Below are 15095 nucleotides of genomic sequence, written 5' to 3'. Positions count from 1 at the left end.
TTTTACTACGCACCTACCTTGAATTTACGTTAGATATTCGAGGTGTGCATGCAGCTATCAACGAGAAGATTCCAAGGAGAAGGCGGGGAAAGGTTTTCCATCCTCGTGGATGACTTTGGCATGCCTCTTTACTACCCAGCGCTTTATGTCACCGCAGAGCTGCGCGGAGCTTCACTTTCGATCAACACTATCAACAGTGCGTTGTCCGCGATCAAAGGGATGTACGCCTGGCAGGAGTATTACGGCTTCGATTTAGAGTCGCGTTTTAAGCGAAGCGAGCTGCTTGAGCCCCATGAAATCCATTCGTTGCGGGATTTCATGCAGAAGCCAATGGGTAGCATGCTGCCGGATGGGATGAAAGTCGTATCCATTAATAGTCGGAAGAGGGTCTCTAAAGACGCCCAGTACAACCGTCTGACAACCATCGCAGGCTATGTCGGATTTCTCGCTGGTAGGTTGCATCCGGTGACGCCGGAAAGCCTCGAAGCCATCAACGCTATGGTGGCTAGGATCAAAGCAAACCGACCAAAGATCGGCGGTGAGATCGAGAACGACAGATCAGAATCGTACTTGGATGACGCCGTTCTTGATTCTCTGGAAGAGATCCTGAGGCCAGGTAACGAAACGAATCCAGTTGCAGACATTGGTTTGCAGTATCGAAATGCACTGATGTTCACCATCCTTCGTGTCACGGGGATGCGACGTGGAGAGCTGCTGAATCTCAAAGTCGACGACTTCGACTTCGCTAAGTACACGGTGAAGATCGTGCGTAGGCCTGACTCTGGGGGTGACCCTAGGGCCTATCAGCCGCTTGCGAAAACGAAGGAGCGCACAATTCCGCTGATCCCAGAGCTCATGGATCAGATCTATAGCTATATCACCAAGTACCGCAGTCGCGTGCCTGGTGCTCGGAAACATGGATATCTCTTTGTTGTTCATCGGCCAGGGAAAACATTGGGGTGGCCAATTTCCAATTCGGGCTTTGGGAAATTCATTGAGACGCTCTCCAGTGTTGCTGATGCTTTTACTGACCTACATGCCCATGCGCTCCGCCATCAGTGGAATTACATTTTTTCAAAGAGATGTGAAGAGAATGGCTGGACGCCTGAGCGAGAACAAAAAATGAGGTCTTATCTCATGGGGTGGAGTGAAACTTCTGGGACGGCACAAACCTATAACAAAAGGCATATCAGAGAATCTGCTGGTAAAGCCGGAATGGAATTACAGAGGAAGTACTTGAGGAGTCCGTCTGATGAGAATTGATGAAAGCCGTGTATTAGCGCAGTACGAGCGCAAGGTATTCTTCTCGAAGGACGGATACGAAATTTCCGTTTATTCCAATCATTGGCGCCTGAATAAAGATCATGCTTTCAACTTTGATATTCAGGATTCTGTCGGCGGTGATCTTTTGCGGTCGTTTCGGCAGGTTTTGGCATTCTACGGAGAAACGTGCTCGGCTGGTCACACGACAGGTGTATACAATCGGTTTAAGAAGTACTTCGAGTTATCTCAAGGCGTTGAGATGTTTAGTCCAGAGTCGCTGATCTCCTATCGTGACAGGCTAGGCAAGAAGGATGAATACCAGCTTAGCTCCATTCGAGCATTCATGAGGACATGGCTCAGTCTTGGCTATCCGGGAATTCCATCGAAAACTATGGCCATGCTCGAAAAGTGGCGTATTAAAGGTAATGAGAAGGGTTATGCGGTACAGTCCATGTGTCCAGAGAGCGGCCCTTTTACCGATATCGAAATGGACGGGATTGTTTCTGGAGTGCTGGATTGTTATGCGTCAGGTGCTCTGAAATTGCGTGACACTTGCTATGCGATGATTCTTGCTATGACAGGTCGCCGGCCAACTCAAGTGGTTTCTCTGAAGCTTAAAGATCTGATCTTCGTCGACGGGAAGTATTCTATTAACTTTCCTCGGGCAAAACAAAAATATGCGGAATGGCGTAGTGCTTTTAAGAAATTTGAGATAGTTGAAGATTTGTGGGTTCTTCTACAATTGCAGGCCAATCGTGTTAAGGCATCTTTTGAAGGTCTTACTGGAACAGCATTGCCAAGTGTTGTAGTCGGTGAGCTCCCGCTCTTCCACTCTCTGCATAACTACGATGCCTTGGAGGATTTGAGGTCTCAGTTGGATGGAGATTTCCTGCACGCCCGCACCCTCGAAGTGAATGAGACGATGAGAGTTGTTAAAAATGTCGTGGGTTTAATCAGTGAGCGCACTGGCGCGGTTACACATTTGAATGCCTACCGCTTTCGATACACATTGGGAACAAACTTGGCCCGAGAAGGGCGGAGTGAATACATCATCGCAGAAGCACTTGACCACTCAGACATCCAGAATACCGGCGTTTACGTGAAGAATATTCCCGATATCGTCGAGCGCATCGACAAAGCTGTTGCCTTACAACTGGCACCTATCGCACAAGCTTTCCAGGGAGTGATCGTCAGGGATGAGACGAAAGCTCGCCGTGGTGAGGATCGCTCCAGCAGAGTGTGCAGTGCAGGCGGAAAGGTCGGCACCTGCGGCAGCTATGGTTTCTGTGGTGCTCTTGCGCCGATTGCCTGTTACACCTGCTCTCACTTTCAGCCTTGGCTGGATGGGCCACATGAGCTTGTTCTGGATGAACTCCTTAGTGAACGCGACAGCGTACTTGATACCACGCGCGACCTGAAGATCACTTCCGTAAACGACCGGCTCATCCTTGCCGTCAGTAATGTAGTAGCCCGTTGCAATGCCATGAAGAGCGAACTTGCTGATGTCTAATGTCTTTCTTTTTGTGCCAAAAGACCAAGTCACCAGTCGGAAAAACTTGGAAGAGTTCATTCTCATGTGTCGTGACAGCCTCACGGTGTTCGGCGATGACTTGGACTGGTACAGCCACGCATGGCCAGGGGTAGGCAATTTCACCAAGAAGGGAGCTCAATCTCGTGGGTTCACTCAAGAGGAACTGCTGGACGCTGAAATAATTTCTTTCGCCAAGGCGTACGTTCGCTACCAGCAAGGCCATAACCCGAGCAAGCTGAAGAACGAGTTCAAGGCCATTCGCTGTATTGAAGCAGCACTCCTTGAGATCAAAGGCTGCGCGGACATCACCCAAACTGACATCAGTGTGATGAACGAGGCTGCCCAAGTTGCGCGCACCTACGAGGCGTCTTCGTATCAAGCTGGAATCAGCCTGGTGAAGCTCTTAGAGTTTCTCTATGAAAGTAGGATCATCCCTACACCAGTCGCTTGGAAGAACCCAATCAAGAAGCCGAAGGAGATTCACGGTACAGATGGTGTAGCCAAGCAGCGCCGTCGGGAAAAACTGCCAGCGGACTATCTGCTTGACTCAATGGCGGAGATTTTCTGCAACGATCTTTTGGCTGCCCGAGATCGCTTCACTTCATCGATTTTCGCGTTGTGCATGTGTGCCCCCTCAAGAATCACGGAAGTTCAGGATTTGCCGGTGAACTGCTTGCACCGGGGGCCTGACAAAAAAGGAGTGATGCGTCTCGGACTGAGGTTTTACGCCGGTAAGGGCTATGAGTCGGATATCAAATGGATGCCTACGCCGATGGAGCAAGTCGCCGTAGAAGCCGTGCGCCGCCTCGCTGAAATGTCCGAGCCTGGCCGCAAGCTCGCAAAATGGCTGGAAACCAACCCGGACAAGTTCTATCGCCATGAAGGCTGCCCGAACGTAGGTGAAGACCAGCCGCTGACTGATGCACAAGCATGTTTGGCGATAGGCTTTGATCCGGGAGACTCCGCAGGCGTTTCCCGCCAAAGACTAAAACTGGGGATGAAGTTGTACAAACCGTTCCCTGCTTTTTACGCAGAGCACGGTTATGTGACGCTACGGTTTCTTAATGGCTATATGCACAGCAAGCTACCCAAAGGGTGGCCGTGGATGAACGAAGAGCGACGCATCAAATATTCTGATGCTCTCTGTTGTTTTCGACAAAACGAGTTCCGCATGGATATGCCGCCTCGACCAATTATTGTGTGGGGGCCTGGGAAGAGTACGTTCACTACTGACATCAACTACATCGATGGTCAGGAACGGAGTATCTGGGAGCGTCACAATTATAAGAACGCAGATGGCACCCCTATATCCATGGGGTCGCACCAGATTCGCCATTTTTTGAATACGTTGGCTCAGCGCGGCGAGCTTGGTCAATTGGACATTGCGAAATGGTCTGGCCGAGCGAATGTTCATCAGAACGCTACTTATAACCACATGACCGATGACGAGCACGTTGAAATGGCAAGGGAAGCTGGGATCGGGGTCGCGTTGACCAAGATCCGGGAGAATAAGCCGGTAACACTGAAGGATCTCGATGACATCGGTGAAGGGATCGCGCACATCACGATTTTCGGGTTCTGTGTGAAAGACCTTTCGATGGTGCCATGCCAGAAGCACCGGGACTGCCTCAACTGCACCGAGCAAGTCTGCGTCAAAGGGGATGACGGCAAGTTACAGCGGCTCAAGAGTCACAGAGATTCGATTCGCCTCCAGCTCGCAAAGGCTCAAGCAGCGAACGAAGATGGTATCTACGGCGCTGATCGCTGGAGCCAACATCAGATCAAAACCTTGGAGCGAGCTGACCAGCTGATTAAGATCCTTGAATCGAAAGACACTCCAGATGGCACCATCATTCGCTTGAGTGCTGACCAGGAGTTCAGTCCTCTGAAGCGTGCAATTGCAGCACGAGCCATGGCTCCGAGCCTGCCTGCTCCGAAGCAGGACGAGCCGGATATGGACGAGATTCGCGCGTTGATGGGGATGTAACGATGGCCAAACATCTAAGTGATCGAGACGTAGATCTGGTTGTCGGTGTAATTGATGGCTGGGACGGAAAGCTGAGCTGGGACGCTCTTAGCGATGCTGTTGAGCCATATATCGGGACGCGACCAGCCCGGCAAACGCTGGCCTTGCAGGAGAAAATCAGGAGCGCCTTCGATCACCAGAAAGAAAGACTGAGGTCGGGCTATGTGAAGTTGAAACCACCAGCGAGCCTGCGGATCGCTGAGCAACGGATTCGTCGGCTTGAGGCTGAAAATCACCGTCTAGAGCGTGAGAACGAACGGTTGCTGGAGCGGTTCATGCGCTGGCAGTACAACGCTCACAAATTCAACGTGTCGGCTGAGAAACTGGATGCTCCGCTTCCGTTTGTTGATCGTAATTCGTCGGAGGCTAAGTCGTAATGGCCAACGGGCAACAGATCGCAGAAGAAAACCACGCCGCATTTTTGGCCTGGTCGACATCTAAGTCTGATGGCGACTTCAGGGAGTATGTGTATCGCGGCAAGCTCAAGCGCTCTGAAATCGCGACTGAGTGCGGTTTCGGGACGAGTGCTCTGACTCAGAACCCCGCAATCCGTTCTGCACTGAATAATCTCGAAAACGAGCTTCGGGCCGCAGGAATACTCCCTCCCTTGGTCGCTTCGCTGCCTGCAGGTCAGCGAGCGGAGCCAGCGCTCAGAGACACCGAGGCAAAACAGCGCCGGCAGGACGGTCAGCGGCTTAACTCTCTGGAGCAAGAAAACGCCTCTTTGCGAGCGGAGCTCCAAGCCGCAAAGCAGATGCTTGATCGACACGCGCTGATCACCGAGTTTCTCGAAGAGACAGGGCGGATGCCACGATGAACGCCGTCGCTCCTGCACTGATCAATGTTTGCATTCGTGTCACCAGTATTCGCTCTGCGAACCGAAAGGGCTGCATCGCATTTGGCCATCGCATGGACGTATCTCGCGGTATCAATGACCGGTCGAGCCCAGTGGTTATCCGGGTGCCGGAGGCTATCGCAAAGCTCTCTGACATCGCCGTAGGTGCAATCTTTGAGGTCTACGGCGAAGTCAGCACGGTTCTGCGGACTCATGGTGCCTTTGCGATAAATGAGATGACCGTTGACGCTCAGGACATTCGCCTTGTTCGCCCTAGCGGCTCCCAGGTTATTCAGTGGTTGGGTGACAACGTAAAGGGCGTGGGAGAGGTTAAGGCCACCCGTCTATGGGATGTTCTCGGCGGACGGTTGTACGACGCTCTCGACAGTGCAGATCACACAGCTATCGAGCTGATCATTCCAACGGAAGAAGTCCGGGAGCGGTTGTTCAGGCGCTGGGCAGAAGATGGTGATGCGAAGACCCTCCGTTTTGTACAGAACAAGCGCATACCGCTGGATATAGCCCGGAAAGCTATCCGTTTCCACAAGAAAAACACCATTGCTGCGCTTACGAACGACCCTTATCGGTTACTCAGCTTCGCCGGTGGTTGGACAGACGTGGACAAGATCGCCAGGGAAAGCTTTGATGTCACCCTGGATGATCCACGACGGCTGACTGCGGCTCTGGAAGAATCTCTCTATAGGGCATCAGAAAAGGGGCACACCTGCAGTTCGCTCACGGATCTGCACAGAACTGTCGCATCGCTGATCAAACCCCACGCGGCGCCAATCTCTGCCATGTCCAAGGCATTGCTCACCGGCGCCTCAGCGGGCCAGTTTGTCTGCAAAGAACTCATTGATCTGGGCACCATGTTGTTCGCTCCGGGCTCGTGGATTATGGAGCGTCGTAGTGCTGAGTTTGTGCGAAACCTGATCGTTACCCCATCGTTACAGCCGCAATTATTCCCTGTGGACGTAAACGAGGTGATCGCAAGGTTCGAAGAGTCGGAGCGAGCTCATTTGGGCATGCCGTCGTTCAGCCTAAACGCTGCCCAGCGTAGTGCGGTGGCCACCTCGTTTTCGAATCGGTTCAGCGTCATCACAGGCGGTGCCGGAGTCGGCAAGACGACGGTGCTCAAGACGTTGTACAAAGTGCTTGATACTACCGGACGACCTCGGTTTCAAATGGCCCTCTCAGGCCGGGCTACGGCCCGAATGATCGAAGCAACAGGCGAGGAGGCCCGCACTATCGCAGGCTTCTTGCGAAAAGTGACCGACAAGGACATGGGGCCGGCACCCATCATTGTGATCGATGAAGCGTCGATGCTCGACCTTGTGACGTTCTATCGACTTGTTCAAAAACTGCCTGCTGATTGCCAAGTCATTCTGGTAGGTGACCCGTATCAGCTTCCCCCTATTGGTGCCGGGCTGATTCTGCATGTGCTCTGCGGCATGGCCGGCGTTCCTACCACGGAGCTCGTAGAGGTCAAGCGTCAGGCAGAAGACTCTGCTATTCCATTGGCTACCCGTGAGATTCGGAATGGCTGGTGTCCGGCTTTCAGCTCGGACGAAAGCGATGATGCTGTGTTTCTTCCATGTGCGGACGATCAGATCATTTCTACGGTGATCAGGCTCTATGAACAGGATCGGGAGGGCACTCAGATCCTTTCGGCCACCCGATCATGCGATTTCGCCGGCGTAGATGCGCTCAATCGCACTTGTCATCAGCGCTACGCCGATCACAGCCAGCAATTACTAGCCGAGAACCCTGAAACGGGAGAATTCGAGGCAACTGGCATGTGTGTAGGCGATTTGGTGATGTACACGGCCAACGACTGGGGACGAAACCTTCAAAACGGCTCCCTAGGCCAGATCGATGAGATCTTCGACAAGCCGCGCTCTGTAGACCTGGGCGACGATGAGAAGGCTCGTATCTGCGTTGCGCTAGGGATGGCAACGTTCGACGGAGTGAAGCATTACGTCCTGGATACTGACGTTGACTCACTGGAGCTCGCCTACTCGATCACGGTTCACAAGGCCCAGGGTTCGCAGTTCAGGCGCGTGATCATCCCAGTGCGCAAGTCCCGCATCCTCGACAGAACCTTTGTCTACACCGCCGCAACCAGAGCACAAGTCCAGGTAATCTTCGTAGGAGATTATGAGGCCGTGAAAGAGGCTATCGCACAGCCTCCAAAGGCGTTCTCGCGTCAGATTGGGCTACGTGCGCTACTTGCGGCTGAGCTGCCCAAGCTAGTGGCGTAGACTCGCGTTGATGGAGGGGTGTACGCGTCTAGAGGCGTACAAATCGATTGAAAAAGTAGTTAGCGGTTGCTAATCTACGTGTGAGGGCTCAATAAGAGCATTGCTGTTCGGTATCACGGTGACTATTGACCGACAGTGCGGATTGCAGGGCGCACCACCCTGCGGTAGCGGCAACCTGGCAACAACGGTTGGCTTGCGACCCAACCATTCTCGCAATAAGGAATTTCCTTAGAATGAGCATGGTTTGCTAAGTAAGCGCTGCGACTACCAGCCCTCCTAGAACACCCCGTCAAAAGGCGCCCACGTGGCGCCTTTTGTCATTCTACGTTGCAGATAACCTTGCCGACTTCTGTGCCGTGCCCACGGCGATTGATCTTGTAGGCTGTCACGACCGAATAGAATTCAAATACGTGATCTTCGTCTACCACCGGCTCCAGGATCACGAAGCCCTTTGAGCTCCTCAAGACAGCGATCCGATAGCCATTCTTGGTTTGGTGGAACTCACAGTAGATTGGAGCCTTGTGGACAATGACTGACGCCACATAGGCCGCAACATCGTCTACCGTTTTGCATCCCCAGCGTGGCAGTTCGTGACCATGCTCGTCCCAAATGTGTTTAACGCCGTACCCCTTGTTAGGCCCGATGTGACGACCTGCGCGGAGGTGGATGTGGCCGCCTGGCAGAGTGATGCCACGTGATGTTATCTCTGGAACAAATCCGAAACTTTGATGACCGGTAGTGGGGTGTGCAATGAGGTCATCTTTGTGAAGGGTCGACACATAGACGGGGGAGAGGAAGGGGGTTTGCGGTTTCGACACGTCGGGCTCCATGCAGGTGACACTATTGTGCCACAGCTAAAGCGAGGTATCTGTCGCTGGCCAGGATCTTGAGATGCGACCGTTCGTCGGCTTTTTGGAGGTCTGATCGAGCCGCACTGTGCGCAAGCGCTTCGGTGAATTTTGTTAGGTTTTTCGAGACAAAAGAGTATCTCAATGCCAAAACCAAACAAAAAATCGAACAAGATGTTCCAGTGTTTGAGGTATGGTAGATCCATAAGGCTACGCAGCGTGGGTTATTCACTCACTCACTCAGTGGGGTCTAAAGCTTTTCGGTGTTTATAACCGTTCTGATCCGCAGCTTGTTCAGAACCGCAAAATAAAAAAAGCGAAGCCATAGGGCTTCGCTTTTTTGTGGGCGCCGTTAAAAGGTTAACGTGACAGAGCAGTCACATTGGCCCGCGCCGAGTGCAGTTTCTTGTAACTGTCGATCAGCCGCAGGTGCCGGTCCAGCCCCTCCAGCTTCATGCTGGTCGGCGTCAAGCCATGGAAGCGCACGCTGCCGTCCACCGAACCAATCGCCGCATCCGTTCGCTCGTCGCCAAACATCCGGCGGAAATTAGCCGCGTAGTCTTCCAGTTCCAGGTCTTCGTCGAGCTTCATTTCCAGCACGACGTTGACTGCCTGATAGAACAGGCCACGTTCAACGGTGTTGTCGTTGTACTGCAGGAACATTTCCACGGCCTCTTTCGCCTCTTCATATTGCTGCAGGGCGAGATAAATCAGCAGCTTCAACTCCAGGATCGTCAACTGACCCCAAGCGGTGTTGTCATCAAATTCGATGCCGATCAACGAAGTGATGTCGGTGTAGTCGTCCAGCTCACTTTCCACCAGGCGCTCAACCAGTGCCTGCAGTTCCTCGTCGTCCAGGCGATGCAGGTTGAGGATGTCGGCGCGGAAGAACAGCGCTTTGTTGGTGTTGTCCCAGATCAGGTCGTCCGCCGGATAGATTTCCGAGTAGTCCGGCACCAGGATGCGGCATGCCTTGGCGCCGATATGCTCGTAAACCGCCATGTACACCTGCTTGCCCATGCCGTCGAGAATGCCGAACAAGGTTTCGGCTTCTTCGGCATTCGAGTTTTCGCCCTGGCCGGAGAAGTCCCACTCGACGAATTCGTAATCCGATTTGGAACTGAAGAAGCGCCACGACACCACGCCGCTCGAGTCGATGAAGTGTTCGACGAAGTTGTTCGGCTCGGTGACCGCGTGCCCTTCAAAAGTCGGCTGGGGCAAGTCGTTGAGGCCTTCGAAGCTGCGACCCTGGAGCAATTCGGTCAGGCTGCGTTCCAGTGCCACTTCCAGGCTTGGGTGGGCGCCGAACGAGGCGAATACGCCGCCGGTGCGCGGGTTCATCAGGGTCACGCACATCACCGGGAATTCACCTCCCAGGGATGCATCCTTGACCAAAACGGGGAACCCTTGCTCCTCCAGGGCCTGAATGCCGGCCAGGATACCCGGGTACTTCGCCAGCACGTCGGCCGGCACATCAGGCAAGGCAAATTCGCCTTCGATGATTTCGCGTTTGACCGCGCGCTCGAAGATCTCCGACAGGCATTGCACCTGGGCTTCGGCCAGGGTGTTGCCGGCGCTCATGCCGTTGCTCAGGAACAGGTTCTCAATCAGGTTGGAAGGGAAGTACACCACTTCACCGTCCGAACGCCGCACGTAAGGCAGCGAGCAGATGCCCCGTTCTTCATTGCCCGAGTTGGTATCGATCAGATGGGAGCCGCGCAGCTCGCCGTCGCGGTTGTAAATCTTCAGACAGTATTCGTCGAGAATTTCAGTCGGCAGCGCGTCTTTGCGGCCAGGCTTGAACCAGCGCTCGTCCGGGTAGTGCACAAACGCGGCGTTGGCGATGTCTTCGCCCCAGAACTGATCGTTGTAGAAGAAGTTGCAGTTGAGTCGCTCGATAAACTCGCCCAGCGCCGACGCCAGCGCGCCTTCCTTGGTCGCACCCTTGCCGTTGGTAAAGCACATTGGCGAGTGCGCATCGCGGATATGCAGCGACCACACATTGGGCACGATATTGCGCCACGAGGCGATTTCGATCTTCATGCCCAGGTTCGCCAGAATGGCCGACATGTTGGCGATGGTTTGCTCCAGCGGCAGGTCCTTGCCGGCAATATAGGTGCTTGCCTGGGCGTTGGAAGCCGGCATCAGCAGCGCCTGGGCATCGGCGTCGAGGTTGTCCACTTCCTCGATCACAAACTCGGGGCCGGCCTGCACCACTTTTTTCACGGTGCAACGGTCGATGGACCGCAGGATGCCCTGGCGGTCTTTGTCGGAAATGTCGGCGGGCAGTTCGACCTGGATCTTGAAGATCTGGTTGTAACGGTTTTCCGGGTCGACAATGTTGTTCTGTGACAGCCGGATGTTGTCGGTAGGGATATTGCGGGTGCTGCAGTACAACTTTACGAAGTACGCCGCGCACAGCGCCGATGAAGCCAGGAAGTAGTCGAAAGGGCCCGGTGCCGAGCCATCGCCCTTGTAGCGGATAGGTTGATCGGCCACCACCGTGAAGTCATCGAACTTGGCTTCAAGTCGAAGGTTGTCGAGAAAGTTGACCTTGATTTCCATGGGGGTTACCAGAATAGCGGGCTAGTCGATTTGGCCGCCATTATCCGGCATTTCAACGGTAAGTCTCCCCCGTCGGGCTGTTTTAGCCGGCAAAGCAAGGGCCGGCCGGAGGATTCGGCCTGGCCCTTTTCACGGTCAGCGGCTGGCTGCGAGGAATTCGTCAGTCGAGATCACGCTGGCGTAAGCAAAGCCCAAGGCCGACATGAACGCGGCGTGAACCTGGGCGGCTGGCACTGTCACGCCATTGAACTCCAGGTCGCGTGAGGCGCAAGCGTCGTGAATCACGGTGACGGTGTAGCCGAAGTCGGCAGCGGCGCGGGTAATGCCGTCGATGCACATGTGGCTCATGCTGCCGACCACGACCAGTTCCCTGATACCTTGCTCATCGAGGATCGACTGCAGTTCGGTTTCACGGAACGAGTTGACGAAGTGCTTGAGCACCACCGGTTCATCGGCGCGGTTCAGAACCTTGGGGTGCAATTTCGCGCCGTCGGAGCCTGGAGTGAAGAAGGGCGCTTCGTCGGAAGTGAACTCATGGCGAATATGCACCACCGAGTCACCGGCATCGCGAAAGGCCTTGAGCAGCCTTACGGCGTTGTCGGCAGCAGCGTCGGCGCCGACCAGCGGCCACTTGCCCTGGGGAAAGTAGTCGTTTTGGATATCGACTACGATGAGTGCTTGCTTGGCCATGACTGTTTCCTCTTGAAGTGTTTGGGTGTGCAATGGAGTATCGGGTGTGGCAGGCATTCCGAGGATTGGCCGCACCGACAATAGAAGGGGGAAAACTGACAATGAGTCTGCAAAGGACCGTCGCCGAGCTGGGTGTGCTGATCTATCCAGGCGCACAGATGGCAGCGGTACATGGCTTGACGGATCTGTTCGGGGTGGCCAACCGCATTGCTGCCGAACATCAGGCTGCACAACTGCCGCTGTTGCGGGTCAGTCATTGGCAGGTGACCGGCGATCTGCCCCCGACCCGGGTATACGACAGCCATCCCGGACCCGAACAATCCCTGGTGGCGATTTTGATCCCGCCGTCGATTGCCGGTTTTACCGAGGGCCAGGCCCCGCCGGCGTTGTTCCACTGGTTGCGTGAGCAACACGCCAGTGGTGCGACCCTGGGTGGCGTTTGCGTGGGTTCGATTCTGCTGGCCGAGAGCGGTTTGCTCGACGGCCGCAGCGCCACCACACACTGGACCTCGGCCAAGGGTTTCGCCGAGCGCTATCCTGCGATCAAGCTCAAGGCCGACACGCCGATTGTCGATGATGGCGACCTGATTACCACGGCCGGGTTGATGGCCTGGTCAGAGCTGGGCCTGCGGCTCGTCGACCGCCTGCTCGGGCCGAGCATCGCTACCGGCACCGCACGCTTTCTGGTGGTCGAGCACAGCGACAGTGCCAGCGAGTGCGGCAGCAACTTCTCACCTATTCTCAGTCATGGCGACGCGGCGATCCTCAAGGTTCAGCATTGGCTGCAAAGCACAGGCGCGACCGAGGTATCCCTGAGCGTAATGGCGCAACGCGCGGGCCTGGAAGAACGCACTTTCCTGCGTCGTTTTCGTGCCGCTACCGGGCTCAAACCGACCGAGTACTGCCAGCATCTGCGCGTCGGCAAGGCGCGGGAAATGCTTGAATTCACCAACGGCACGATCGATCACATTGCCTGGACGGTGGGGTATCAAGACCCGAGTGCGTTCCGGGCCACGTTCAGGAAAATTACCGGCCTGGCGCCGAGTGATTACCGCAGTCGCTTCGGCGTCGGCGCTGGCCAGAGTTGAACGCTCGAACAGGGGGAATGTCGGAGTGATTAACCGCAAGATTCACTGGCGGCATCCAGCAGGTGGCACCAGGCTTGATCAGAAGCCCTGACCTGCGACATCCACCAAGCGCAGATTGAAGGGGGATGCATGACCCCAACAAACCGCAAGAAACTGGTCGTCGCACACTCCGTGCGGGCCCAGGCACCTCAGCATGAGGTGGAGACCAACCGCGCGCTGGCTCGTTGGCTGGCGCAGATTCTCGGGCTCAAGTTCGGTGGCAGTTACGACGCGAGCGTACACGGCGGTCGCGAGCTGTATCTATTGCCAACCCAGACGCTGGTAGGCGTGGCGGCCGCTCGGGAACTGGGGGTGAGGGGACCGGAGGATTTGTGGGGCGGCTATGTCGACCACGATTTCATCTGCACCAAGGCCATCAGCCATGGTTTATTCAGTCGCGATGCCTATGCGCCTGAAGGCTGGTCACCGTTGTTTTCCGAGCGGGTGCGTAACGTGGTGCTGGACGGTCTGAGTGTCTTTTCCCTGGAAGACGCCCGTCCCGCAGCGGAGCATCTGTTGCAAAGCGGCCCGATCCGGTTAAAACCGGTGCACGCCTGCGCCGGTCGTGGCCAGGAGGTCGTCAAAACCCTCCAGCAATTTGACGCCATTCTCGCCAGACCCGATGCCCAGTCCTTGTTCAGCGAAGGTGTGGTGCTGGAGCAGGATCTGCAAAATGTCATCACCCACAGCGTCGGCCAGAGCTTCATCGGCGACCAGGTGCTCAGCTACTGCGGTGATCAGTACCTGACCGAGGATGCTCACGGCGAGCAGGTCTACGGCGGTTCAAACCTGCTGGTCGTCCGGGGATACTACGAAGACCTGCTCGAGTTGCCGTTGGCAGAAGATGTGCGGCTGGCGATTCGCCAGGCCCAAGTGTTCGATAGCGCCGCCGACGAGGCCTACCCCGGTTTCTACGCTTCGCGGCGCAATTACGATATCGCCCAAGGCCTGGACAGCGAAGGGCAGGTGCGCAGCGGGGTGCTGGAGCAGTCCTGGCGCATGGGCGGCGCCAGCAGCGCCGAGGTGGCGGCCCTGCAGTCCTTCGTCAACGATCCGGGGATGCGCGCGATACGCGTGTCGTCGGTGGAAACCTACGTTGATCAGCCGTTGCCGGCGGACGCTATCGAGGTGTACCGCGGACCCGCGGAAAACAGTGACTTTCTTCTCAAGTACGTAACGGTCAAATCCTATGACGGCTAGAAGCGAAACCATTCAGATCGACATCGACGATGAACAGATGAGCGGGACTTTCCTGAGCCCCAAGTCGAAAGTGCCAGGCGTGCTGTTTGTGCACGGCTGGGGCGGTAGCCAGGAGCGCGACCTGGAACGGGCCATGGGCATTGCCGGGTTGGGTTGCGTGTGCCTTACCTTTGATTTGCGGGGGCACACCGGCGGCACCGGCATTCCTCTGACCCGGGTCACCCGTGAGGACAATTTGCGCGACTTGCTGGCCGCCTACGACCGGCTGCTGGCCCATCCGGCCCTGGATACTTCGGCGATTGCGGTGGTCGGCACCAGTTACGGTGGTTACCTGGCGTCGATCCTGACGTCATTGCGCCCAGTGCGCTGGTTGGCCTTGCGAGTGCCGGCGCTGTATCGCGATGAGCAGTGGCACACGCCCAAGCGAGAGCTGGACAAGACTGATTTACGCGACTATCGCAGCACGCTGATCCGCGCCGACAGTAATCGCGCGCTGCACGCGTGTTCACAGTTCACCGGGGATGTCTTGCTGGTGGAGTCGGAGACTGATGATTTTGTCCCCCATGCGACCATCATGAGTTACCGCGCGGCGTGCCAGCAGACTCACTCGTTGACCCATCGGATCATCGATGGTGCGGACCATGCCTTGAGCGAGCCGGTGTCGCAGCAGGCGTACACCTCGATCCTGGTGGACTGGATTACCGAGATGGTGGTGGGTGAGCGTTTGAGTATTATTCAGTCGAAGTGAG

Annotated in this window: 12 protein-coding genes; 9 read left to right on the top strand and 3 right to left on the bottom strand. The window is 55.6% G+C overall.

Going from position 1 to position 15095, the window contains the following annotated elements; translation table 11 throughout:
• Window positions 1–48 precede the first annotated feature (48 nt).
• From HYI44_RS14500 to HYI44_RS14475, 6 genes are read left to right on the top strand one after another with little or no spacing between them, the layout of a single operon-like run.
• A complete protein-coding gene (locus HYI44_RS14500) occupies window positions 49–1263 on the top strand; it encodes a site-specific integrase (RefSeq protein ID WP_225569700.1) in 1215 nt (404 codons plus the stop codon).
• On the top strand, window positions 1253–2773 hold the full coding sequence (locus HYI44_RS14495; RefSeq protein WP_225569699.1) for a site-specific integrase: 1521 nt from the start codon (window positions 1253–1255) through the stop codon (window positions 2771–2773). Before HYI44_RS14500 ends, HYI44_RS14495 begins: the two co-directional genes overlap by 11 nt.
• The gene (locus tag HYI44_RS14490; RefSeq protein WP_225569698.1) at window positions 2766–4781 is read left to right on the top strand and encodes an integrase; all 2016 of its coding nucleotides are present in this window, start codon (window positions 2766–2768) and stop codon (window positions 4779–4781) included. The genes HYI44_RS14495 and HYI44_RS14490 overlap by 8 nt, the downstream gene beginning before the upstream one ends.
• 2 nt (window positions 4782–4783) lie before the next feature.
• Window positions 4784–5197, top strand: coding sequence for a hypothetical protein (locus HYI44_RS14485; protein WP_225569697.1), 414 nt, complete (start codon window positions 4784–4786; stop codon window positions 5195–5197).
• Window positions 5197–5637 (top strand): VPA1267 family protein, encoded by a 441-nt coding sequence (locus HYI44_RS14480; RefSeq protein WP_225569696.1) that lies wholly within the window; start codon window positions 5197–5199, stop codon window positions 5635–5637. Before HYI44_RS14485 ends, HYI44_RS14480 begins: the two co-directional genes overlap by 1 nt.
• The gene (locus tag HYI44_RS14475; RefSeq protein WP_225569695.1) at window positions 5634–7916 is read left to right on the top strand and encodes an ATP-dependent DNA helicase; all 2283 of its coding nucleotides are present in this window, start codon (window positions 5634–5636) and stop codon (window positions 7914–7916) included. Before HYI44_RS14480 ends, HYI44_RS14475 begins: the two co-directional genes overlap by 4 nt.
• 317 nt (window positions 7917–8233) lie before the next feature.
• Here HYI44_RS14475 and HYI44_RS14470 read toward each other — a convergent pair whose 3' ends face one another.
• From HYI44_RS14470 to HYI44_RS14460, 3 genes are all read right to left on the bottom strand, one after another.
• Window positions 8234–8734, bottom strand: a complete 501-nt coding sequence (locus HYI44_RS14470) for a hypothetical protein (RefSeq protein ID WP_225569694.1) — start codon at window positions 8732–8734, stop codon at window positions 8234–8236.
• A 390-nt stretch (window positions 8735–9124) separates the two neighbouring features.
• Complete coding sequence (locus tag HYI44_RS14465; RefSeq protein WP_225569693.1) at window positions 9125–11329, bottom strand: OsmC domain/YcaO domain-containing protein; 2205 nt, start codon at window positions 11327–11329, stop codon at window positions 9125–9127.
• 135 nt (window positions 11330–11464) lie between these two features.
• Window positions 11465–12019, bottom strand: a complete 555-nt coding sequence (locus HYI44_RS14460) for a cysteine hydrolase family protein (protein ID WP_122838848.1) — start codon at window positions 12017–12019, stop codon at window positions 11465–11467.
• Window positions 12020–12120: 101 nt separating this feature from the next.
• On the opposite strand from HYI44_RS14460, the gene HYI44_RS14455 reads away from it, so the two are divergent.
• The 3 genes from HYI44_RS14455 (at window position 12121) to HYI44_RS14445 (ending at window position 15094) form a co-directional block, all read left to right on the top strand.
• The gene (locus tag HYI44_RS14455; RefSeq protein WP_225569692.1) at window positions 12121–13107 is read left to right on the top strand and encodes a GlxA family transcriptional regulator; all 987 of its coding nucleotides are present in this window, start codon (window positions 12121–12123) and stop codon (window positions 13105–13107) included.
• 129 nt (window positions 13108–13236) lie between these two features.
• Complete coding sequence (locus tag HYI44_RS14450) at window positions 13237–14346, top strand: DUF3182 family protein (RefSeq protein WP_122838850.1); 1110 nt, start codon at window positions 13237–13239, stop codon at window positions 14344–14346.
• Window positions 14336–15094: an alpha/beta hydrolase family protein gene (locus HYI44_RS14445; RefSeq protein WP_045057478.1), complete on the top strand. Its 759-nt coding sequence runs from the start codon at window positions 14336–14338 to the stop codon at window positions 15092–15094. Before HYI44_RS14450 ends, HYI44_RS14445 begins: the two co-directional genes overlap by 11 nt.
• Window position 15095 lies beyond the last annotated feature (1 nt).

The organism is Pseudomonas sp. Y24-6, from assembly GCF_020295325.1.
GTDB lineage: Bacteria > Pseudomonadota > Gammaproteobacteria > Pseudomonadales > Pseudomonadaceae > Aquipseudomonas > Aquipseudomonas gregormendelii.
The sequence above is the reverse complement of the archived record's forward strand: the minus strand, read 5'-3'. Positions and strand labels throughout refer to the sequence as shown.